The 22,072-nt window shown below is 69.8% G+C and carries 24 protein-coding genes; 11 read left to right on the forward strand and 13 right to left on the reverse strand.

What is annotated here, in order from left to right; all coding sequences use genetic code 11:
* Positions 1–16: 16 nt before the first annotated feature.
* Positions 17–391: a cupin domain-containing protein gene (locus tag DFR69_RS12975; RefSeq protein ID WP_110037775.1), complete on the forward strand. Its 375-nt coding sequence runs from the start codon at positions 17–19 to the stop codon at positions 389–391.
* Here DFR69_RS12975 and DFR69_RS34820 read toward each other — a convergent pair whose 3' ends face one another.
* From DFR69_RS34820 to DFR69_RS13000, 5 genes are all read right to left on the reverse strand, one after another.
* Positions 392–760, reverse strand: coding sequence for a hypothetical protein (locus tag DFR69_RS34820; RefSeq protein WP_110037776.1), 369 nt, complete (start codon positions 758–760; stop codon positions 392–394).
* Positions 761–855: 95 nt separating this feature from the next.
* Complete coding sequence (locus DFR69_RS12985) at positions 856–1,077, reverse strand: hypothetical protein (RefSeq protein ID WP_110037777.1); 222 nt, start codon at positions 1,075–1,077, stop codon at positions 856–858.
* 33 nt (positions 1,078–1,110) lie between these two features.
* The gene (locus DFR69_RS34825) at positions 1,111–1,449 is read right to left on the reverse strand and encodes a hypothetical protein (protein ID WP_186817496.1); all 339 of its coding nucleotides are present in this window, start codon (positions 1,447–1,449) and stop codon (positions 1,111–1,113) included.
* A 102-nt stretch (positions 1,450–1,551) separates the two neighbouring features.
* Complete coding sequence (locus tag DFR69_RS35545; protein ID WP_146229276.1) at positions 1,552–1,851, reverse strand: hypothetical protein; 300 nt, start codon at positions 1,849–1,851, stop codon at positions 1,552–1,554.
* An 82-nt stretch (positions 1,852–1,933) separates the two neighbouring features.
* Entirely contained in the window at positions 1,934–2,341 is a 408-nt protein-coding gene (locus DFR69_RS13000) for an SdpI family protein (RefSeq protein WP_110037778.1), read from the reverse strand.
* A gap of 141 nt (positions 2,342–2,482) precedes the next feature.
* On the opposite strand from DFR69_RS13000, the gene leuS reads away from it, so the two are divergent.
* Positions 2,483–5,365 carry a leucine--tRNA ligase gene (leuS, locus tag DFR69_RS13005; protein WP_444980191.1) on the forward strand — a complete coding sequence of 961 codons (2,883 nt, stop codon included), beginning with the start codon at positions 2,483–2,485 and terminating at the stop codon, positions 5,363–5,365.
* Between the two features lie 187 nt (positions 5,366–5,552).
* Here the strand turns inward: leuS and DFR69_RS13010 are convergent, their stop codons facing one another.
* The 3 genes from DFR69_RS13010 to DFR69_RS13020 all read right to left on the reverse strand — a co-directional run bounded on the left by DFR69_RS13010 (position 5,553) and on the right by DFR69_RS13020 (position 8,156).
* Positions 5,553–6,113, reverse strand: coding sequence for a hypothetical protein (locus tag DFR69_RS13010; protein ID WP_244198232.1), 561 nt, complete (start codon positions 6,111–6,113; stop codon positions 5,553–5,555).
* Positions 6,114–6,270: 157 nt separating this feature from the next.
* Positions 6,271–7,068, reverse strand: a complete 798-nt coding sequence (locus tag DFR69_RS13015; protein ID WP_110037780.1) for a polysaccharide deacetylase family protein — start codon at positions 7,066–7,068, stop codon at positions 6,271–6,273.
* Positions 7,069–7,466: 398 nt separating this feature from the next.
* A complete protein-coding gene (locus DFR69_RS13020) occupies positions 7,467–8,156 on the reverse strand; it encodes an SDR family oxidoreductase (protein WP_110037781.1) in 690 nt (229 codons plus the stop codon).
* 256 nt (positions 8,157–8,412) lie between these two features.
* Here DFR69_RS13020 and DFR69_RS13025 point away from each other — a divergent pair, with 256 nt between their 5' ends.
* Together DFR69_RS13025 and ggh are read left to right on the forward strand one after the other, a co-directional pair.
* Entirely contained in the window at positions 8,413–8,916 is a 504-nt protein-coding gene (locus DFR69_RS13025) for a DUF6069 family protein (RefSeq protein WP_110037782.1), read from the forward strand.
* Between the two features lie 54 nt (positions 8,917–8,970).
* Entirely contained in the window at positions 8,971–10,311 is a 1,341-nt protein-coding gene (ggh, locus tag DFR69_RS13030) for a glucosylglycerate hydrolase (protein WP_110037783.1), read from the forward strand.
* 1 nt (position 10,312) lies between these two features.
* Here the strand turns inward: ggh and DFR69_RS13035 are convergent, their stop codons facing one another.
* A complete protein-coding gene (locus tag DFR69_RS13035; RefSeq protein ID WP_110037784.1) occupies positions 10,313–10,996 on the reverse strand; it encodes a pentapeptide repeat-containing protein in 684 nt (227 codons plus the stop codon).
* Between the two features lie 129 nt (positions 10,997–11,125).
* Between DFR69_RS13035 and DFR69_RS13040 the strand changes: the two genes are divergently transcribed.
* Genes DFR69_RS13040 through DFR69_RS13050 form a run of 3 tightly spaced genes read left to right on the forward strand, consistent with a single transcriptional unit; the run spans position 11,126 to position 12,453 of the window.
* On the forward strand, positions 11,126–11,869 hold the full coding sequence (locus DFR69_RS13040; RefSeq protein WP_110037785.1) for a glycoside hydrolase family 25 protein: 744 nt from the start codon (positions 11,126–11,128) through the stop codon (positions 11,867–11,869).
* Positions 11,870–11,902: 33 nt separating this feature from the next.
* The gene (locus DFR69_RS13045) at positions 11,903–12,187 is read left to right on the forward strand and encodes a type II toxin-antitoxin system Phd/YefM family antitoxin (protein WP_244198233.1); all 285 of its coding nucleotides are present in this window, start codon (positions 11,903–11,905) and stop codon (positions 12,185–12,187) included.
* Positions 12,184–12,453: a type II toxin-antitoxin system RelE family toxin gene (locus DFR69_RS13050; protein ID WP_110037787.1), complete on the forward strand. Its 270-nt coding sequence runs from the start codon at positions 12,184–12,186 to the stop codon at positions 12,451–12,453. The genes DFR69_RS13045 and DFR69_RS13050 overlap by 4 nt, the downstream gene beginning before the upstream one ends.
* Before the next feature lie 54 nt (positions 12,454–12,507).
* Here DFR69_RS13050 and DFR69_RS13055 read toward each other — a convergent pair whose 3' ends face one another.
* The 3 genes from DFR69_RS13055 to DFR69_RS13065 all read right to left on the reverse strand — a co-directional run bounded on the left by DFR69_RS13055 (position 12,508) and on the right by DFR69_RS13065 (position 16,062).
* The gene (locus DFR69_RS13055) at positions 12,508–14,571 is read right to left on the reverse strand and encodes a PhoX family protein (protein WP_110037788.1); all 2,064 of its coding nucleotides are present in this window, start codon (positions 14,569–14,571) and stop codon (positions 12,508–12,510) included.
* 132 nt (positions 14,572–14,703) lie between these two features.
* On the reverse strand, positions 14,704–15,504 hold the full coding sequence (locus DFR69_RS13060; protein ID WP_110037789.1) for a hypothetical protein: 801 nt from the start codon (positions 15,502–15,504) through the stop codon (positions 14,704–14,706).
* A 42-nt stretch (positions 15,505–15,546) separates the two neighbouring features.
* Complete coding sequence (locus DFR69_RS13065; protein WP_110037790.1) at positions 15,547–16,062, reverse strand: lipoprotein LpqH; 516 nt, start codon at positions 16,060–16,062, stop codon at positions 15,547–15,549.
* 150 nt (positions 16,063–16,212) lie between these two features.
* Between DFR69_RS13065 and DFR69_RS13070 the strand changes: the two genes are divergently transcribed.
* The 4 genes from DFR69_RS13070 (at position 16,213) to DFR69_RS13085 (ending at position 21,718) form a co-directional block, all read left to right on the forward strand.
* The gene (locus DFR69_RS13070; RefSeq protein WP_110037791.1) at positions 16,213–17,508 is read left to right on the forward strand and encodes a hypothetical protein; all 1,296 of its coding nucleotides are present in this window, start codon (positions 16,213–16,215) and stop codon (positions 17,506–17,508) included.
* Positions 17,508–18,713 carry a hypothetical protein gene (locus DFR69_RS13075; protein WP_110037792.1) on the forward strand — a complete coding sequence of 402 codons (1,206 nt, stop codon included), beginning with the start codon at positions 17,508–17,510 and terminating at the stop codon, positions 18,711–18,713. The genes DFR69_RS13070 and DFR69_RS13075 overlap by 1 nt, the downstream gene beginning before the upstream one ends.
* 37 nt (positions 18,714–18,750) lie before the next feature.
* Entirely contained in the window at positions 18,751–20,265 is a 1,515-nt protein-coding gene (locus DFR69_RS13080; RefSeq protein ID WP_110037793.1) for a tetratricopeptide repeat protein, read from the forward strand.
* Between the two features lie 202 nt (positions 20,266–20,467).
* A complete protein-coding gene (locus DFR69_RS13085) occupies positions 20,468–21,718 on the forward strand; it encodes a CHAT domain-containing protein (RefSeq protein WP_110037794.1) in 1,251 nt (416 codons plus the stop codon).
* 16 nt (positions 21,719–21,734) lie between these two features.
* Here DFR69_RS13085 and DFR69_RS13090 read toward each other — a convergent pair whose 3' ends face one another.
* Positions 21,735–22,031 (reverse strand): hypothetical protein, encoded by a 297-nt coding sequence (locus tag DFR69_RS13090; protein ID WP_110037795.1) that lies wholly within the window; start codon positions 22,029–22,031, stop codon positions 21,735–21,737.
* Positions 22,032–22,072: the final 41 nt, after the last annotated feature.

The raw sequence follows: 22,072 nt of genomic DNA on the forward strand, positions 1-22,072 counted from the left end.
GTGGTTCGATGGCGGGATGACCTGGTGGCGAACCAGCTCGTTCCAGCCGAACCCGGCGCCCGCGGTCGGCACCGCCAGCCGGACGCTGCTGCGCGTGCGGCTGGGCCGGCGCGACATCGTGGTCCGCCGGACGCGCATCGCGCCCGGCGGCAGCAGTGGGTGGCACTATCACGACGGCACGCTGTTCGTGCTGGTCACCCGGGGTGTGCTCGACCATCCATACGTGCGACGCGGCCCCGCGGTGTATCCGCGAGGCCACGTCTTCCGTGAACCGAGTGGACCGGCGAACGCGCACGTCGCCCGCAATCTCGGTGCCACCGAGGTGCGCATCCTGGTCCTCTACCTGAACCCGGCGGGAAGTCCGCTGTCGCGTCAGGTCTCGGCGCCCTGATCAGCAGCTGCTGCCTCCACCACAGCTGCTCGAACTCCCACCGCCGCAGCTGCTGCTGCTCGAGCTGCCGCTGTCGCAGCTGCTCGACGAGCCGCTGTCACCGCCGAACCAGCCACCGCTGTATCCACTGCTGAAGCCACTGTCGGCGTAGGACCAGCTGTTCGAACTCGACCCGCGGCGGTGCCGCATCTGCGCCCTGGCCCGCTGTACCTCGGCCGCGCGATGCGCCCGCCTGGTCCGGGCCGCCGGGGTATCGGTGGCCCGGACGATCGCGACGATGATCATGACCGGGACCAGGGTCACGATCACCACCCCGACGCCCGCGATGAAGAAGGCGACGATCGTGCCGATCACTTCGGCGATATCCATGAAACCTCCCCAGCCGGTTCGACTCTCACGGCCGAAGGTATTCCCGCGCCCTTAACAACCCCTTTCGACCGGCTGGCACCGGTCGCCCCGGTCTGTCAGCCGGGCTGACGGGACGTGGCGGGCGCGGACGAACGCCAGGGCAGGCGGTTCGCGCGGGAGAGATCGCGGAAGGCGTCGGCCGTGACCAGCGCCGCGATCACGAACAGGGGTATGGCCGCCATGGCCGATTTGTCGATCACCGTCGCGCCGATGACGGCCAGGAGCACCGCCGCCGCGAAGGCCATGATCAGGTCGCCGGATCCACTGAACAGTTTCATGTCACACCCCTGTTCGAGTCCTACCTCAGGCGATCAGCCTCCGCCGCCGCCTCCGCCACCACCGCCGCAGCCGCCACCCCCACCACTGCTGCTGCCGCCGCCGCAGCCGCTGGAGCCACCACCGTCACCGCTCGAACCGCCGCCGTCACCGAAACCCCAGCTGGAGGTCGAGCCCGAGGAGCCCGCGCCCCACCCACCTCCCCCGCCCCGCCTACCGGTGCGCCCGGAGTTCGAGTTCTGGGAGAGCAGGGCGAAGCCCGTGGCGTAGAGCCCGACGGCGACGCACAACAGTACGAACCCCAGTATGGGCGCGAACGCGAACGAGATCACCCCCACCACCGTGACGAACAGCCCCAACCCGATAGCCCACATATTTCCCCCTCTGTCGATACGGCCGTCGGGGCGGATTCCGCCCCCGCGGCCCCCACCCGGCTGCTTTCGGGGTACCCGAGCGTGGTTCAGGTCAAACGACGGTCAGCTGCCGCCGCCGCAGCCGCCACCGCAGCCACCGCCACCGCATCCGCCGCCACCGTCACTGCCGCTGTCGCCGCCGTAGATGTATCCGCCGCCGCCTGCGGCCGCGCCGCCGGACGCCCACCAGCGGCGATCGGACTTCCTGGCCGTGACCAACTTGTCTTCGCGCCTGATCCGGACCGCGCCTGCGACGGCCACGCCGATGGCGACCACGAGGACGGCGATCCCGGCCACGGGCCACAGGTTCGCCACGATGATTCCGACGAGCGCGAGCAGCGCCGCCGAACCGAAATACTTCATGAATCCCCCCGGCTCAGTTCCTACTTCCGTTGTACCGAAGCAACGGGCCGTGGGCCACCGAATTGTGGAGGAACGGAACCGCTCAGTTGGCGGGCGCGCAGGTGTCGCGCAGCGAGCACCCGCCGCACGAGGAACCGCAGCCACCGACCGGGGCGGGCGGCAGGAGCGGCTCGACCGTGCGGGCCGCGGCATTGGCGCCGGCGCCGAGAGTGAAGACGGCGATCACGGCCACCGCGACCGCGACACCGAGACCGGCGAAACCGCCAGCGACCAGGGCCACCAGACCACCGGCGAACAGCAGCGCGCCCGCGCCGACCGAGGTGGGCGCGGCGATGCGATTGGCGATGCGGAAGTTGTCGTCGCTGTGCAGGGCGGCTTCGGTGGTGACACCGAGGAAGCGGTTGCGGGGCAGTTTGCCGAGCAGTCCGAGCACACCGGTCACGATGGCGACCGCGGCCAGCGCGAACAGCAGGGAAGCGACGACGACCATTCTTGCAGGCTAGCGCACCCGCGCCGGGCCCCGATCGCGCGCTCCCCGCGAAGGTGACCGCCCACACAGCGGCGTAGCGGCGCGCCGCCCGGTCTCGGCCCGTGGAAATCGGCTGGCACCGACGTTCTACCCTGTTAGACGATGTTTACCGGGGATCGGCGAGAACAAGAAGGCAGGACCGTGCAGGACACTCGTGCAACCGAGAGTGACGTACCTCAGCACCGGTACAACGCCGAGCTGGCTGGGCGGATCGAACGACGCTGGCAGCAGAACTGGGCCGAGCGTGGCACCTTCCACGCGCCCAACCCGGTCGGGCCGCTCGCCGGTGACACGCCGGCCGACAAGCTGTTCATCCAGGACATGTTCCCGTTCCCCTCGGGCGCAGGCCTGCACGTCGGCCACCCGCTGGGCTACATCGCCACCGATGTCTTCGGCCGCTACCACCGCATGCGCGGGCGCAACGTGCTGCACGCGCTGGGCTACGACGCGTTCGGCCTGCCCGCCGAGCAGTATGCCGTGGCGACCGGCGCGCATCCCCGGGTGACCACCGAGTCCAACATCGCGACGATGCAGCGTCAGCTGGACCGGCTGGGCCTCGGCCACGACTCGCGGCGTTCCTTCGCCACCACCGATCCCGAGTACTACCGCTGGACGCAGTGGATCTTCCTGCGCATCTACAACGCCTGGTACGACCAGGAGGCAGGCCGGGCCCGCCCGATCGCCGAGCTGGAGGAGCAGTTCGCGACCGGTGCGCGCGCCGTCCCCGAGGGGGACTGGAACAGCATGAGCGGCGCCGAGCGCGGCGCGCTGCTGGACTCGTATCGCCTGGTGTACCAGTCGGATTCGATCGTCAACTGGTGCCCGGGTCTGGGCACCGTGCTGTCCAACGAAGAGGTCACCGCCGACGGCCGCAGCGAGCGCGGGAACTTCCCGGTGTTCCGTAAGCGCATGTGGCAGTGGATGATGCGGATCACCGCCTACGCCGATCGCCTGGTCGACGACCTGGACGAGCTGGACTGGCCGGACAACGTGAAGTCCATGCAGCGCAACTGGATCGGCCGCTCGCGCGGCGCGCAGGTGCGCTTCGAGGCCGACGGCGAGACGCTCGAGGTGTTCACCACCCGTCCCGACACCCTGTTCGGCGCCACCTACGTGGTGCTGGCACCGGAGCACGAGCTGGTCGACAAGCTGACCGCGACGGTCTGGCCGGACGGCACCGAGCCGGGCTGGACCAACGGCGGCGCCGCCACGCCCGCGCAAGCCGTCGCGGCGTACCGTGAGTCGATCGCGGCCAAGTCGGATCTGGAGCGGCAGGAGAACAAGGAGAAGACCGGCGTCTTCCTGGGCTCCTATGCCACCAACCCGGCCAACGGCAAGCAGGTGCCGATCTTCATCGCCGACTACGTGCTGAGCGGGTACGGCACCGGCGCGATCATGGCCGTGCCCGGCCACGACGGCCGCGACTGGGACTTCGCCACCGCGCTCGGCCTGCCGATCGTCGAGGTGATCTCCGGCGGCGACATCACCGAGGGCGCCTGGTCCGGTGACGGCGAACTGGTGAATTCCGACTTCCTGAACGGACTTTCGGTCGACGAGGCCAAAGCCGTGATGATCGGGCACCTGGAGGCCGACGGCCACGGCACCGGCAAGGTCCAGTACAAGCTGCGCGACTGGCTGTTCGCGCGGCAGCGGTACTGGGGCGAGCCGTTCCCGATCGTCTACGACGAGCAGGGTGTCGCGCACGCGCTGCCGGAATCCATGCTGCCCGTGGAACTTCCGGAGATGGAGGACTTCGCGCCGGTCACCTTCGACCCGGACGACGCGAATTCCGAGCCGTCCCCGCCGCTGGCCAAGGCCACCGACTGGGTCACCGTGGAACTGGATCTGGGCGACGGTCCCAAGAAGTACCGCCGCGACACCAACGTCATGCCCAACTGGGCGGGCAGCTCCTGGTACCAGCTGCGCTACGCCGACCCCACCAACACCGAGGCGTTCTGCGCCCCGGAGAACGAGCAGTACTGGCTGGGTCCGCGCACCGCCGAGCACGGCCCGAACGATCCGGGCGGCGTCGATCTGTACGTGGGCGGCGTGGAGCACGCGGTGCTGCACCTGCTGTACGCGCGCTTCTGGCAGAAGGTGCTGTTCGACCTGGGTGACGTGACCGGCAGCGAGCCCTACCGGCGCCTGTTCAACCAGGGCTACGTGCAGGGCTACGCCTACACCGACGCGCGTGGCGCCTATGTGCCCGCCGCCGAGGTGGTCGAGCGCGACGACAAGTTCTTCTGGACCGGCGCCGACGGCGTCGAGATCGAGGTCAACCAGGAGTACGGCAAGATCGGCAAGTCGCTGAAGAACGCCATCTCGCCCGACGAGATGTGCGATCTGTACGGCGCCGACACCTTCCGCTTCTACGAGATGTCGATGGGTCCGCTGGACACCTCGCGGCCGTGGGCGACCAAGGACGTCGTCGGCGCGCACCGGTTCCTGCAGCGGGTGTGGCGCCTGGCGATCGACGAGGAGACCGGCGCGGTGAAGGCCACCGACGCCGCGCCCTCCGACGAGACCCTGCGCCTGGTGCACCGCACCATCGCCGGCGTCGACGAGGATCTGGCCGCGCTGCGCGACAACACCGCGGGCGCCAAGCTGATCGAGCTGACCAACCACCTCACCAAGAACTACCCCGACGGCGCCCCGCGTGCCGCCGTGGAACCCCTGGTGCTGATGCTGGCCCCGCTCGCCCCGCACATCGCCGAGGAACTGTGGGAACGCCTGGGCCACACCACGTCCCTGGCCCACGGCCCCTTCCCCACCGCCGACCCCGCCCTGCTGGTCGCCGACTCGGTGGAGTACCCGATCCAGGTGAAGGGCAAGGTCCGCAGCCGCATCCAGGTCCCCGCCGACGCCGACCCCGCCACCATCGAGGCCGCCGCCCTGGCCGACGAGAAGATCGTCGCCCTCCTCGAGGGCGCCGCTCCCCGCAAGGTCATCGTCGTCCCGGGCAAGATGGTAAACATCGTCCCGTAACGGATCAGTCGACCGCCGCGCTGTGAGGTTCACGCCCTACAGCGCGGCGCCGTCTGTTCAGTTGACGGGCGGCCGGGGCACCACTGGTTTGCCCCGATAGACCTGACTCAGCCTCTCCCTCGCGTGAATCCACGCGGCGGCATCGGGCGAGATCCAACCGGCCAGGTCGACGGCATCAGCAACGACCTCATCCATGTTCCGCTGATGCAGCGGTTCGTGATGCGCCGCGCGATTGCGCACGAACAGCAATCGCTGCATCCGTTGCTCCACGCACCGACGCCGCGTCGTGATGTCCGGGTGGGCCGAAGGGAAAAGCGCGATGCAGTGCGGGCGTCCACAACAGGGTCAAGTACCTGGATGCCGTGAGATAGCGCCAGAAGCCGAAGGAGAGCTCGGCAATGACCTTTCCGTGAATCTCACCGGAGGTGCGCGTGCCTGCTCTCGCGCGGGCAACCTGAAGATCGGCTTGCCCGCGCGTATCCAGCCGCACAGTGTCGAACCAGGTGTCCTTGCCATATCGCCGCCTCGACCAGTCGCGGAGAGCCTGGTCGATCGCATTGCGGGAGACGACCTCGGTCATCGCTATCAGCGAGAGTGCGGAGCCTGCCGCATCGGTGTTCCAGTCGTAGAGGCCGAGGGCATCGGTCAGCTGACTGTTCGCCGCCTGCAGATACGAGGCCAACCGCTGATGTGTCAGCAGATCGGCGATCGCGTCCTCGCTCCATGCTGACGTGGACGGGCTTGACATGCGGCGATACCCCCCTACACTTGTTGGCGAAGGCCCCGGAACGATCACTGACTCGGTCACATCGCCGGGGCTACGCCATTTTCTGGCCCCCCTTGAGCAGCGGTAGCGATCATAGCTCAAAGCTATTGCCTGCGTGGCAAACCCGGGTGTCGGCTGGTCAGGCCCGGACCTCGAGGACGTCGTTCAGGGTGACGAGGGAGAGGTTGCGGTCGCGGATGATGTCGACCAGCTGGCCGTAGCAGTGGGTGACCGGGGGGAAGTTGGCGTGGCCGATGATGATCTTCTGGGCGGCGAAATACTTTCGCGCGCATTCCATCAGGTATTCCTCGGTGATCAGGCCGGAGTCGGAGAGGGAGCCTTCCCACATGGTCGGGACGGTGTAGCCGAGGTCGGCGGCGACGCGGTCGACGGTGGCGTTGTGGTAGCCGAAGGGTGGGCGGTAGAACGGGGTGCCGTCGACGCCGAAGGTGTTGCGCAGGAAGGCTTTCGTGCGGCCGAGCTGGTCGGCGATGCCACTCGCGCCGAGCTTGGTGAGGGCGGGGTGGTCCCAGGTGTGGTTGCCGAGCTGGATCTGGCCCGAATCGACGAGGGGGCGCAGGGCGTCGCGGTGGATCGTCCACGACTCGTAGTACCCGGTGACGAAGAAGGTGAAGCGGGCGCCGGTGTCCTTCGCCCACCGCACGTAGGCGCCGACGACCTCGGGGCTGGCGCCGTCGTCGACGGTGAGCGCCATGCTGGTGCCTGGACCGGGCAGCGCGGTGATCGTCTCGGCCGCGATCACCGACTTCGGCCCGCCGGGCGGCGGCGGGAGCAGCGGCGCGACCGGGGCCGGAGCGGGGGCGGGCGCGGGCGCGGGCGGAGTGGGGATCTCGCCGGCCGATCCCGCCGTCTCGCCCTCCGCGGTCGCGCACCCGGTCAGCGCCACCGCGCCGCCCGCGGCGAGCAAGGCCAGCATTCGACGTCTGTCCACGGACGAACCCCTCTTCGACGGGTGCACCTGCGCCATCCGACCAGGGCACGGATCAAAACAGCGGGACCGTACCCACCGAATCCGTCGACCAGCTGAACCGGCGGGCACGCGTGCGCGAACACCGCGACGTTCGCACGACGGCGACCATACCGAACAGATCGCCGCGGGCACCCGCCTCGGCGGACAGTCACAGCGTCTGGCGCACACGACCGTGACGCCGACACTGCGCGTTGCCGCGGTCGCATCTCCGCCGGGGTCTCGAGCGGCTACTCAGCGCGCGGGACACGGTCGGCCCAGGGGCCGAGGCTCAGGCCGAAATCCAGGAGCGCGCCGGTCGCATCCGACGTCGACGGCTGCCTCGCCGCCGTCGGCTCCGACGAGCCTCAGCGCGGCCTCAGCACGATCTCGGTCGGGTGACCGTCACGCGGGGTGTCGACGGCGGCGCGCACCGCACCGGCCACCGTCTCCGCGGTCAGGAATTCCTCCGGGCGGTACTCGCGGCCCTCGTCGGCGACGATCGCGCGCTGCATGTCGGTATCGATGCGGCCGGGGAAGATCGAGGTGACGCGCAGGGCCGGTTCCTCGAGGCGCAGCGCGTCGGCGAAGGCGCGCAGGCCGAACTTGCTCGCCGCGTACGAACCCCAGCCCGCGTTGGCGCGCAGGCCCGCTCCCGAATTGATCAGCACCACATGACCGTTCGCGGCGCGCAGGGCGGGCAGCAGGATTTTGGTGAGTTCGGCGACGGCGATCAGGTTGACCTCGAGCGTGGTGCGCCACTGGTCCACCGAGGACTCCGCGACGGTGCCGAGGTCGGCCACTCCCGCGTTGTGGACGAGCACGTCGAGCCGCTCGATCGATTCCGCCGCCGCGGCGACGGCCGGATAGTCGGTGAGGGCGACCGGCCACCCGGTGGCACCGGGCAGTTCGGCCAGGATCGGAGCGAGGGCATCGGCGGAACGCGCGCCGAGCAGTAGGTCGTGGGTCGGCGCGAGCTCACGGGCGATCGCCGCGCCGAGTCCACGGCTGGCGCCGGTGATCAAGGCGGTCGGGGCGGGAGTACTGGTCACCGTCATGCGCCCACGCTAACGGCCGCCGCTGTCGGCTCCGCCGTGGGCCGGGCGGCACCTGCGAGTCCGCGAACCAGCAATCTGCGGAACACGAGCGGCGCGGCGGCGACGTGCGCGGCCGTCACCGTGAAGTCGCCCCGTGGCAACGGGTACGGCGGCTCACCGGTGCGGAATTCCGGCAAATCCGGCGTACGGCCGGACCTGTTCCGACACCACGCCCATTTCCCCGCAGATCAGCGGCCCGCGCTTGTACCGTCGAGGCATGACCGATCCCCGGTACAACTACGATCCAGCGAACCCGCAGTATCCACCGAACCAGGGACAGCCCCCGCAGCCCAAGGTCAACGTGGGCAAGTTGTGGGCGGGTGGTATCGGCACCGCGGTCGTCGCCGCCCTGCTCGTCGTGGTGGCGATCATGCTGATCCGGGGCGTGCTCGGCATCGCGATCCTCGCGCCGGAAGGGGCGGGCACCTACGGCTCGGTGTCGACCACGTCCTACGCCGTGGCCGCCGCGGGCGCGGCCCTGCTGGCGACGGCGCTGCTGATGGTGCTGCTGCTGGCCATGCCGAGTCCGATGACCTTCTTCACCTGGATCTGCCTGCTGTGTACCGCCGTCGCGGTGATCCTGCCGTTCACCCTCATCGCCGACCTGGACGCCAAGATCGCGACCGCCTCGCTCAACCTGGTCATCGGCCTGGCGATCACCACCATGCTGAACTCGGTCGGCACCGCCGCGCAGAACGAGGCGCGTCAAGGCGGGTACTGATCGTCACAGCCGCGCCGAGATGCCATCGGGCCAGGGCAGCCGCAGAATAGAGGGATGTCCGATCCCGGGTTCACCCCCACGCAGCTCGCGGCCCGCGCCGCCTATCTCCTGCGCGGCAACGACCTGGGCACGATGACGAGCGCCGCGCCCCGCCTCTATCCGCACATGTGGAGCTGGGACGCGGCGTTCGTCGCGGTCGGCCTGGCGCCGTTGAGCGTGGAGCGCGCGGTCGTCGAACTCGACACGCTGCTCTCGGCACAGTGGAAGAACGGGATGATCCCGCACATCGTCTTCGCCAACGGCGTGGACGGGTACTTCCCCGGCCCCGCGCGCTGGGAATGCCGCAAGCTCGCGGCCAACGCCCCTGACGGTCCCGACACCTCCGGCATCACCCAGCCGCCGGTGCACGCCATCGCGGTGCAGCGCATTCTCGACCATTCCCGCAGGCACGGCCGCTCCACCAGGGCGGTCGCCGAGGAATTCCTGAACCGGCGCTGGCCCGACCTGGTGCGCTGGCACCGCTGGCTCGCGCACGCCCGCGACCCCAAGGAGACCGGGCGGGTGACGCTGTACCACGGCTGGGAGTCCGGCATGGACAACTCGCCCCGCTGGGATCGCGCCTACGCCAATGTGGTGCCCGGCGCCGACCTGCCGCCCTACCGCCGCGCCGACACCGCGATCATCTCCGACCCCACCCAGCGCCCGAGCGACCGCGAATACGACCGCTACCTGTGGCTGGTCGAGCAGATGCGGCGCGCGGCCTATGACGACTACCAGCTCACCTCGGTGATGAGCTTCGCCGTGGAGGACGTGTTCGTCTCGGCGATCTTCGCGCTGGCCTGCGAGGTGCTCGCCGATATCGGCGAGGAGTACAAGCAACCGCACGCCGACGTCCGCGAACTGCACGGCTGGGCCGAACGCTTCCGCAACGGCGTGGTCGCCACCGCCGACGAACGTACCGGCGCCGCACGGGATTACGACGTGCGCCTGCAGCGCTGGATCAACACCGAGACGCTGGCGATGTTCGCGCCGTTGCTGGCGGGCGGGCTGCCGCGGCACGCCGAACGCGCCCTGCTCAACACCTTCGAGGGACCGCGTTTCTGCGGGCACCCCGATCTGCGCTACGCCCTGCCGCCCTCGACCTCGCCGGTCTCCAAGGACTTCCGCCCCCGCGAGTACTGGCGCGGACCGGTCTGGCCGGTGATGAGCTGGCTGTTCTCCTGGGCCTTCGCCCGGCGCGGCTGGGCCGAACGCGCGCACATGCTGCGCGCCGAGGGCCTGCGCCAGGCGGCCGACGGGAGTTTCGCCGAGTACTACGAGCCGTTCACCGGCGCGCCGCTGGGCAGTATGCAGCAGTCCTGGACCGCGGCCTCGGTGCTGGACTGGCTCGGCTGAGTCAGTAGTCGCTCGCGACGGGCATTTCGACGGTGATGCCGAGTTCGCGGGCCAACGTCGCGGCCAGCGATTCCAGGTCACCGCCCTGAATGGTGGCGCCGCGCAACGCGGTCAGCCCGGAGACGCCGGTGAGATCGCACTCCTCGAAGCGCAGATTCTGCTGGATCCTGGCGTCGGCGAAGCGGGCGCCGGCGAGATTGCAGCGTTCGAAGCGGACATTGCGGAACTCGGTGCGCTGAAAATCGGCCTGACGCAGATCGCAGTCACGGAACACCACTGTGCGCAACCGGGATTCGGCGAACGAGGCCATGTCCGCGCGGGAGGATTCGACCAGCACGTCGCGCAGGACGCCCGCGGTCCAGGACAATCCGGTGAGCCTGCCGTGCGCGACCACGGATTCGAACATCGACGAGTCGTCGGCCTGCACATTGGCGAGGTCGCACACGCGCAACTCGGATTCGGTGATCCTGGCCTGGTGCAGGGTGCTCGGAAAGCGGACGCTGTCGAACAGGCAGCCCTCGGCGCCGAAGCCGTACACCCGCGACTCCGCGAAATCGGCCCCCGAGTATTCGCGATCGGTGACGGTCCGGTCGTCGACCGGGTCGTCACCGGGCGACTCCGCCGGCCGCAGCGCACGCGGCGCCGTCACCGCGGGTTCGAACCGCACCTCACGCTTACGCGCCATGCCAACTCCCGTCGTCTGTGTGTCGGCACCAAGATACGGACCCGCACCGACCGGTCCTCGGTAACTATTCACAGACACCCCATCAACACCACTGGTCACAGGGCGTAGCGGGCACTACGGTCGAGGGCCATGGACACCAAGCGCTGGAGTTCGACGGTTCGCCGAGGTTGCACCGCGCTGTCGGTGATGGCGCTGGCCGGGCTCTCGCCCGCGCTCGCCCACGCCGAGCCGAGTGGTCCCGATGTGTCGTCGTGGCAGCACGTGGACGGGCGGATGATCGATTGGCACGCCGTGCGCGCCGCCGGTCATCAGTTCGCGATGGTGAAGGCCACCGAGGGGCTGCACTACGTCAATCCGTACTTCGTGCCCGACAGCATCCTGATGCGCACGGCGGGCGTGGCCAGGGGCACCTACCATTTCGCCAGGCCGGAGCTGCCGCCCGAACCGCAGGCGGCGATGTACGCGGCCACGGTCCTCGGCCAGAACGGCCCGCTCGACCTGCCGCCTGTGCTCGACCTGGAGACCTCCGGCGGCCTGGCCCCCGCCGACCTGATCAACTGGACCGAGCGCTACCTCGCCACCGTGCGGGCCCTGACCGGGCGCACCGCGATCATCTACACCTACCCCCACTTCTGGAAGACGGCCATGGCCGACACCAGCCTGTTCACCCACCACCCCCTGTGGATCGCCGACTACAGCGGCAACCCCGAACCCGACGTCCCCGGCAACTGGCCCACCTGGACCTTCTGGCAGACCACCGACCGCGGCAGCGTCCCCGGCATCGGCGGCGCCACCGACGTCAACCGCTTCAACGCCACCCACACCGATTTCGCCCGCTTCGCCAACATGTCGGGGTTGTTCGGCAGCAGCTAGCGCGTCCGGCCAAATATGGTCATACTTGTGACTATGAAACTCGCTGAGGCGAAAGCCACGCTCTCCGAGCTGGTCGCTCGCGTCCGCGGCCAGCACGAACGGGTGACGATCACCGTGCACGGCGAGCCCGCCGCGGTGCTGGTGGCCGTCGAGGACCTGGAGTCGATGGAGGAGACCATCGCGATCCTGTCCGACCCCGAGACAGTCGGTCGCCTGATCTCGTCCGATGCCGAACTGGCGCGCGGCGAGACCGTGACCGCCGATGAGCTCGCTCAGGCGATGGCCGTCCGCGCTGCGATGTCACATCGCAGCGCATGACGGAATATGCGCTCGAGACGACGCCGACCGTCCGGCGGATGCTGACCGAACGGCTCCCCGAGACCGTGGCCGCGGCTGCGTTCGAATTCATGACCGGACCGCTACTGGACAGTCCGTACCGGGTCGGTAAGCGGCTGCAACCGCCCTTGGACGACCGCTTCTCCGCACGACGTGGCACCTATCGAGTGATCTATCGCGTCGACGACAAGCGCAAGGTGGTGACCGTGGTCGATGTGAACCACCGTCGCGATATCTATCGCAGCTAGCCGGAAACGACGAAACCGGTACTCGCCCAGTCGAGTACCGGTTTCGTCGGCGGGTTACACGCCGATGCGTCCGCCGTTCTTCTTCCACACCACGGCCACCGCGGGCCGGGGCTGGGAGGTGCCGCCGTCGGGCCAGTGCGACTGCGGGTTCTCGGGTGTCGCGTCGTCGGCCTCGCCCGGGTGCTGGACCGAGACGATCACGCGCTGCTCGGTGACGATCGGGCCGCAGGTCTCGCCGCCCTTGGGGACGGTCAGGAACTGCTTGGTCTCGCCGCGGTTGGGGCCGTCGAGGACCACCGAGAACAGGCCGTCGTTGGTCTTGAGGGCGTTGCCGTCGGTGGAGATCCACAGGTTGCCGTAGGGGTCGAAGGCCAGGTTGTCCGGGCAGGAGATCGGGCTGACCTTGGTCTTGTCGAAGCCGGCGAAGTAGGTGTCGGCGGCGGCCGGATCACCACAGACCAGCAGCAGCGACCAGGTGAAGTCGGTGCCGGTGTGGTTGTCGTCGATCTCGAGGACCTGGCCGTTCTTGTTCAGCTTGCGCGGGTTGGCCTCGTCGACGCCCGGCTTGTCGTCCTTGGCACGGTTGTCGTTGTTGGTCAGCGCCACGTAGACCTTGCCGGTGTACGGGTTGGCCTCGAAGTCCTCGGGGCGGTCCATCTTGGTGGCGCCGACCTTGTCGGCGGCCAGCCGGGTGAACACCGCGACCTCGGCGGCCGACATGCCGTCGACCAGCGACTTGCCCTTGCCGTCCTCGCCGGTCTCCAGCAGCGGAATCCACTGGCCCTTACCGGTGAAGCCCTTGTCGGAGGGCACGGCGCCGCTGCCGTCGATCTTGTCGGCGTGGTCGCCGGTGAGCTTGGCGACGTAGAGGGTGCCCGCGTCCAGGATGGTCAGGTTGTGCCGCATGGCCGCGGCGCCGGTGCCCGACTGCATCTTGCGCTTGGACACGAACTTGTACATGTAGTCGAACTTCTCGTCGTCGCCGGTATAGGAGACGACGTCACCGTTGTTCGTGACGTAGATGTTGGCGCCCTCGTGCTTGAGCCGACCCATCGCCGAGTGCTTGATCGGGGTGGAGGTGGCATCCCACGGGTTCACCTCGATGACGTACCCGAAGCGGTTGGCCTCGTTGGGCTCCTGACTCAGGTCGAAGCGCTTGTCGACGCGCTCCCACTGGTTCGGCGTGCCGCCCTTGGGGAAGCCGTAGCGCTTCACCCGGCCCTGCGGATCGGAAGCCTTGTCGCCGTTGGCGAAATAGCCGTTGAAGTTCTCCTCGCCGGAGAGCACGGTGCCCCAGGGGGTCACGCCGCCCGCGCAGTTGGCGAAGGTGCCGAGCACCTTGGTGCCGGAGGAGTCGGCGCCGGTGACGGTGAAGGCGCTGCCCGCGGCCGGTCCGGTGAGGGTGAACTCGGTGTCGGCGGTGATGCGGCGGTTGTACTTGCCGAAGACCGGGGTGAGCTTGCCGGTGCCGGCCTCGCCCTTGACCTCGACGACCGAGAGCCCGTGCGCGGCCTTGGTGATGGCGATCTGCTCGTCGGTCGGGGCGTCCTTGTTGTAGCCGCGGAACATCATCGGGCCGGTCGTGTACTCGTGGTTGACCACGAGCAGGTAGCTGTTGGCCTGGCCCTCGATGGGCAGCAGCGCGGCGAAGTCGTTGTTGTAGCCGAACTGCTTCAGCTGCGCGGCCGCGCTCTGCTTGTCGAAGTCGAACGCGGGGGCGTCGGCGAAGATCGGATCGCCCCAGCGCAGCACGATCTGCTGCTCGTAGCCCTCGGGGATGACCAGCGCGTCTTCCTTGTTGGGCGCCACGGCGGTGAAGTTCGTGCCGGTGCCGGGGGCGCCGGCCGGGGTCGGCGCCGGAGTCGAGGAGGACTCGGCCGCGTCGTCACCACAGGCGGCCAGCGCGCCCGCCGCGCCGAAGGCCAGCACCGCGGCCGCGCCGCCCTTGATCAGGCCGCGGCGGTTGAGCCCGCTGACGATGTCACCGAAGTAGGCGCCGGCGGAGGTGTTCGGCGGCTCGTGGAAGCACGCGTTGCCGCACTTGTATTCACAAGTCAGGGCGGCTCGTGACGACTGACCGTCGTGCTTGACGAACAGTGCGAGCGGTTTCAGACTCACGGTGACTCCTGTGTAGGTCGGACTTCGCCGCACGGTAGGCACCGCAGGCGAGCCCTCGGGAACGCGTAGATGAACACACGACCAAAACTCGGCGAGTGGTGTACTCGCCGAGTTCAGGAAAGTTGGGTGTCATCAGGCGTTGATCGGCAGCGCGATCACCACCTCCCGTTCGTCGCCGGGCAGGTAGTGGGCCTGCACGATGCGCCCGACCTGCACCGATCCGATGGCCGTCGGCGGCAGGTACTTGTCGACGCTGGTCTCGAAGGTGGAGCCGTCGGGCCGGGTGACCACCAGGCCGAGCACCACCTCGGTGTAGCCGCCGCGGGTGCGGCCGGGCACGTCCAGGCTGCGGACGACGGCCTGGGCGGCGATGCCGCGTTCGGCGATGTCGAGCTTGGCGCGGGTGGTGATGCCCTTGCGGATGAGCGATTCGTTCATCGCCCGCTGCGCGGCACCCTGGTCGCCGGAGCGGTCGACCTCGACCTTGTCGGTGCGGCCGGGCAGGTAGCGCACCGGCAGGACGACGCCGGGCTGCAGCAGGGCGAGCTCGGTGAGCGGCACGATCATCTTGGCCTGCGAATCGAAGACCTTGCCGTCGGCGCCCTCGACCCGGAATTCGATCTTGACCTGCGGCTGGTCATTGACCGAGACCCCGGTCTGGCGGAAGGAGACGATGGTGCCGATGCCCACCTCGCCCTGGCGGAACTCACCACTGTTGCGGCCGGTGAAGGCCTCGATGATGCCGTCGCCGGTGAAGGCGAACACCATCGGGACGATCGTGAGGGCGATGATCGGCAGCGCCATCTGCGGGCCGACCCAGCCGAGCATGCCGCCGGTGAACTCGTCGGGGGTGTAGGTGAGGCCGTAGTACAGGTAGTAGCCGATGGCCAGGATTCCGAACGCGACCGCGGCCGCACGCAGCTTGGATTTCATGGTTCCTCCTCGGGAAGTGGTGCGACCGGGTCGCGGACAGGGTCAGGCGATGGTGGTGCAGGCGAAGGTGATGTCGAACTTCGCGGTGGCCGGGCCGGCCAGCGGGTTGGTCATGTCGGGGGCGCTCACGCCCTCGCCGGTGACCTTGAAGGTGTTGCCGTCCTTGGTGAGCGTCGCCGAGCCGCCGGGCTGGCCGTTGCCGTAGCCGACCGCGTAGGGCAGGCCGTTGGAGCCGCCCTGGGAGCCGGCGATGGCGACCGCCTGGACGGTGTCGCCCTCGATCGAGGCGCTCACCGAGAGGTTGCCGTAGGTGGCGTTGGCCAGGTCGGTGAGCGCCAGCGCCAGCGTGTTGCCCTGCTTGGCGCAGGTGGTCTCGAACTTGGCGTCGAACGCCTTGCCGTCGACGCTGGCGGCGGACTTGCCCGCGGCCGGTGCCGGCGCGGCCGAGCCGGTGCTGCTCGGGGTGGCGGTGCTGCCGGAGTCGTCGCTGCAGCCGGTGACGAACAGGGCGGTGGCGGCGGCGGAAGCGGCGAGGGCGGCGATCAGCTTGGTGTTCATGGTGTTTCCGTTCTCTCGGTCGTGCGGGTCGGTGGTGGTTGACCCGTTGAGAGAAAGGTAGAAATCGCGACGGCCCTACCGATCCCAACTTTTCGCGGCGCCGAGCGCCCTAAATGCCGTTAACCTGGTCGAATGCGAAGACCGCGCGCCATGGTGCTCGACGAGGTGTGGCGTGGGCTCACCGATGTCGAGGCGCTGAGCGGACCGCAGGGCGGGCCACTGCGGCGCACGGTGAAGCTGATCCTGGATCCGCTGGTCATCCGGCCGGTGCAGCATCCGCTGTGCGCGGGCACCGTGCTCTCGCCCGACGGCGTCGCCCTGCTGACCTCGCTGGTACTGGCCCGCTCCGACACGTTGCGCGCGTGCGCGGCGTGGTTCACCGAGCTCAAACAGGCGCGCCGCGCGCTGCGGATCACCGAGGGCAATGCCCAGGACCTGTACTTCCAGCGCTGCTTCGAGCTGGCGACGATGCACGGTGCGCCGGGCCCCGATGCGCGCACGCGCGCCGAGGCGGTGCTGCGCGAAGTGCACGACAGTACCGGCGGCCGCACCACGGCCGCGTTGAAAGACCATGTGACCGAACCGGATCGGCGCGCCGAACTGTCCGCACTGGTCGACCTCGCCTGGCGTCGCCGCCCACTCGCCGATTTCGGCGCCCGCGATCACGCCCCGGCGCTGACCGAACTGCTCGAGGCGAGCACCCTCGCCCACGAGGGCGACCCGGCAGACGCGGGCCCCCTGCTGGACGAACTGCTCGACGACAAGGCGGGCACCCACCGCGGGGTCGCCCTGTGGCGCCACCACCCGGCCTACGGCGCCGACGACCTCGGCCTGACCGTGCACACCCATCCACAGCGCCCCGACCTCGGCGCCACCGCGTCGACCGCCACCCTCGCACTGCCCTTCGACCGCACCGTGTACGAGCGCGTGTTCACCGTCCTCCAGGGCAGCATCGACCGCAGCGACCTGCCCGCCATCCCGGAGCTGGTGACCACCGAGATCACCCGCAGCTGTTCGCCGTGGGGACTGCTCGACGAATCGCTGCGCCTCACCGCCGCGGTGGGTTGTGAACTGGCACTGGGCCTCTCGCCGCTGGGCTCGGTCATCGAGGTCGAGCAGGCGCGGGCGCACGAGGTGGTGAACGGCCGCTGGCGGCGGGAGGCCTACGTGCTGCAGGCGCGGCGGTTCGCGGTGGGCGCGGGGGCGAGCGGGCCGCTGGCGGCGGTCGCCGATGAGTTGCGTACGCCGTGGCGACCCTATCTGCGCCGGTTGTGGGTGCGATTGCACGGGCGGGACGTGCGTGACATGCCGGTCTTCGAGCCCGGTGAGCTGTGGGATCTGCTCGACGGGGTCGCGCGGTCGGTGATGCTCGATCATCGGGCCAGGGTGAAGCAGGCACTCACGGTGGCGGCCGCGTCGGCCGTGCCGGAATCGAGGGCGAGCTGATGACGACGATCCGCCTCGACCACCCCGCCGCGGGAATCGTGACGCTGCGACCAGACGGCGCGCCGACCGCCCTCGACGCCGCCGCTGCCCTCGACACCTTGGTGCTGGAGGTGACCGGCGGCCACCTGACCTGGAGTCTCCTTGCCGGACAGCAGCTTCCGGCCGCCACTCTCGACGACACCGAGGCCGCCCAGGACTGGCTGTGGGCCGTCTACGGCGAGAATATCGCCCTCGCGATCGCCGACGACGAAGGCCACCACCGCGAGCTCACCGCCACCCCGGCCCGTCCGGAACTGGTCACCGCGCTGCGCCGACTCGCCTACGCGCACTGGGCCTCCCGCTGGTGGCCCGCGTCGACCATCGACAGCATTCCCGCGCTGGACCGCGCCGTCCTCGCGAAGGAGATCGCCGAATTGTCGGCTGTCTGCGAATCCGTGGTCGCCGGCGCCGACGACCCCGACTCCGCGGCCCTTGCGATCGGCCGCACGACCGACGTGGAGGCCGGCGACCTTGCGCTCGCGCTGGACGAGCTCCGCCAGACCGAACGTGCGAGGGACAACGCGCTTTCCGAGGGAAGTCCGCCGTCGCTGAGCGACGACCAGACAACCGACAGCGCGCCCACGACCGAACCGTCGGACTCCCGACTCGGACGCGATCACACCCCGGCTGACGGGCAGTCCACGGTTCCGCGCCGGGGCCGGGCGGAGGACTACGCGCTCGCGGCGGGCGGAGAGGCGGGCGGCACCGGGTTGGCGCTGGCTCGTGGCGACGGGGACTGGGATTGGCGATGCTGCCCACCGGGGCTCGTGGACGCGGGGGCGCGGTCGGTGTCGTGGCAGGTGCGACGGGGTGGCGGGGTGACGACGGTGGAGGTCACCGCGCTCGCGGCCCCGGATTGCCCGCGTGACGTGTCCGCGCATCTCCGCCCCCTGGCGCGGTTGCGCGCCGGGGACACGCTCGCCGAGGTTCCGCTGGTGCGACGCGGCGACGCGTGGTTCGGCGAACTGCGAACGGCCGAGGTCGTCGAGAACGTGGCGTCGGTGGCGGTTCTCGTGCCGGGCGTCGGCCCGGAGGGCCCACTGCCCGATGAGTCCGCGACGCGCACGTCGATTCGCGACTTCGTCAGACACCGGCTGGACGCACCACAGGCGGACGACATGCTCGCGGCAGAACTCGCTGCCGCCGAGGATGATTCGGACTTCTGATGCGAACGGCCAACCCCTTCGGAAACGGAGCAGCACCATGGCGGCGGTAGGGAAGACCTCCGATCAGGACGACACCCAGCTCACGGCGGGATACGCGGCCTACCAGCGCGGCGACATCGCGGGCGCGATGGCGATCTTCGAGCGGGCGGCCGAGGGCGCCGCGCCACGCCTGCGCAGCGCGGCGCTGATCAACGCCGCCAGCATGGCCGACGAACTCGGCGAGCATCGGCGGTCGGTCGAGCTGTTCCGGACGGCGCTGGCGGTGCTCCCCGCCGACGGGGAGCACCAGCGGCCCGCCGCGCTCGTGAACCTCTCGCAGGCGTTGCAGCATCTCGGCGACCTGGACGAAGCACAGCGCGTGCTGGAGGAGGCGCGCGAGCTCCTGGCCGACACCACCGAGCAGGGCATGGTGCGGGTGGCCTGCCTGCTCTCGCTCACCGCCGTCGCACTGCATCGTCAGCAGTGGGCCCATGCCGCCGAACTGGCCCGCGAATCCCTCGGCGTCACCGAACGTTTCGCGCCAGAACTGGCCGGGCATCCGCTGATGAACCTGGCTACGAGTTCCTTCGAGACCGGCAGGCAGGACATCGCCTTCGATTTCGCCAGGCAGGCGATGACCGCCTTCACCGCGACCGGTGACGAGGCCGCCGTCGCCGAGGCCGCGCAGAACCTGGCGATCATGCTGGTGCGCGCGGGGCGCTACGACGAGGCCGAAGAGCCGCTGCGGTCGAGCCAGAAGTTCTTCGAGACCGCGGAACTGGGGCACTGGTCGGGAATCGGTTACAAGACACTGGGATTCCTCACCGAAGGACGGGGAGACTACGCCGAGGCGCGCGCCCAGTACTTGCGCGCACTGGAACGCTTCGACAGCACCGGCGTCGTCCTCGACGCCGCCGATGTCCGATTGCGGCTCGCCACAGTCGCTTTCGCGGTCGGCGCAGCGATGGAGAGCGAGACCCTGCTCGCCGATGCCTTCGCGGTGTACTCCGCGCACGGGCTCGGCCTGCGGTGCGCCCAGCTCGACTACTGGCACGCCGAACTGCTGCACGCCGTGATCGAGCAGGCCGACCGGCCCGATCCGACCCTGCTCGCGCGCGCCGTCGGCCTCGCGGTGCCCTCCGCCCTCGCCATCGACGCCGTTCGCCACACGCTGCCCAACGGCAACCAGCGCGAACACTGGCATCGCGCGATCGCCGAGCCGGCCATGCGCCTGGCCTTCCGCTTCGCGGCCCTGTCCGGCAACGCCCAGCTCGTCAGCGATCTCGTCGACACCCAGTGCGCGGGGACAACTCTCGACCCCGCCGCCTTCGCCGAGCCGATGGCGCCCACCCTCGATTTCCAGCTGCTCGATCCCCCATCCGCGGCGCCCGCGGGCACACCGGCGCTACAGCTCGGCAACGCCCTGGCCGAGGTGGCGGCCGCGGCGGGCATTCCCGTGTCCGCACCGCCCAGGCTCCGCGATAACGGCCGAATAGTGCTGTCCGACTTCATCACCCACGCCGAGGAGCGCTACGGGGTGCGCGTACGCGACGAGCGGGTGGTCTCGCTATGAGCTTCCGTCCGGGCCCGATGTCACGCAACCTCACCCGCACTGAGTGGCGCCGTCGACCGCGCTGCACCAAGGCTCGTGCCGTCGCCGCGCCAGTGGACGCGTGCCGTCGACGCCGCTCGCGGGCCGCGTGGTCGAGTCTCGCCCATATCCGCGCCCACTCGTCCCGAGCACTGACCGGCCCCGCCGTCCCGGGAGTCAGGCGATGAACGCGAACACTCCCACCGCCGTGATCCGGATGGCCGACGCCGGGGACGTGTACGTGTCGTGGCGCTGGGTCGACGACTTCGCGGCGCGCGGCGTGAGTGTGCTGCCGCGTGACCAGGTGCGCGCGGTGCTGGAACTTCTGGGCGACGCGGTACCTGATCCCGCGCGGCCCGACGAACTGCGCCGGGTGATGAACGAGGGCGCACTCGCCGAACCGGATGCCGAACTGGCCCTCGCCCAGGCACTTTCGCGGACCCTGCTACCTTACGGGCTGGCCGTCCAGCTGCACGAGCTGTACCAGCGCGGCCTCCGCCCGCACCTGCGGATCCAGCCGTCGCCGCGGCTGGCCCAGGTGCCGTGGGAGATCATCGCGCCGGATCCCGACCTGCGGCTGCTCGACATCGCCGATGTCAGCCTGCTCGCGCCCGCCTCGGTCGTGCACGCGCCGGAGCGGACCGTGCGGCGCTGGACGGAGACCAGCGAGCTCCCCGTCGTCGCCGTGCTGGACCCGCGAGTACCCGGCTATCGCGCGGACTCCGAACTCGGCTCGGTACTCGGTCGTCCCGCCTCGGAAACAGTGGTGGCGCAGCATTTCGGCCGGTACAACGGTCGGCTGGTGCCGCGGGTCGCCGACCCGGTCGACCTGTTCCGCCGCACCGACACCGACCGCACCTGGCTCTCCGACGTGCTGCAGGCGGGCGCGAGCAGGCTCGTCTACGTCGGCCATGTCACCGCGCCGCCGCCGGAGACCGGCGAGAGCGAACACGCCGAACTCCATCTGAGCTGCACCGCCGACATGCGCGGCCTGGCCGCCCCGACGCGCTCGCACCGCCCGCTGTCGGCCAAGGACCTCCTGCTCGGCACCCACACCATCGATCCACTGCCCGTCGCGGGCCGTGACCTGTGGCCGATGCCGAGCAGGGTCGCCCTGATCGCCTGTGAGAGCGGCGGCGACCTGCGCTTCACCGAGGCGCTCGGCCTCACCACCGCGGCACTGTCCGCGGGCGCCGAACTGGTCACCGCCACCCGATGGCCGCTCCCCACCGACCACGCCTTCCACACCCTCACCCCCACCACCGCGCACCCGCTGCAAGCGGCGATCTGCGCGGTGGACGCGGCCCACGACGTCGCCGAGCCGATCCCGGCGCTGCTGGCGTGGCAGCGCGCGCGGCTGTCGGCCTGGCGCGACGATCCCGTCCCCGCGAACGCGCCGCTGCTTTGGTCGGCTTTCGCGACCGTGGCCGGCTGACGCGCCTCAGGCCGGGTCAGTGTTCGTCGTAGTGACCGTCGTGCGCGGCGTGGCGGTGCCCGTCGTGGATGTAGTCGGTGTGGTCACCGTGGGGCACCGCGACATGGCCGCAGTCGGGGCCGTGGACGTGCTCGTGGGTCGTGTGCTCGACATGCGCTGACGGCTCGCACTCGTCGAAGTGGCCGTCGTGCTCGCGATGCAGGTGACCGTCGTGCACGTAGTCGACGTGATCGCCGTGCGGGACGGCGACATGCCCGCAGGTCGGGCCGTGGACGTGGGTGTGTTCTGGGTGCTCTACGTGTGCCGTTGTCATGCCTATCTCCCTGTACTCGGACCGGTCGATTGCAGCTGGAA

Source organism: Nocardia neocaledoniensis, assembly GCF_003182135.1.
In the GTDB taxonomy this organism is placed as follows: domain Bacteria; phylum Actinomycetota; class Actinomycetes; order Mycobacteriales; family Mycobacteriaceae; genus Nocardia; species Nocardia neocaledoniensis.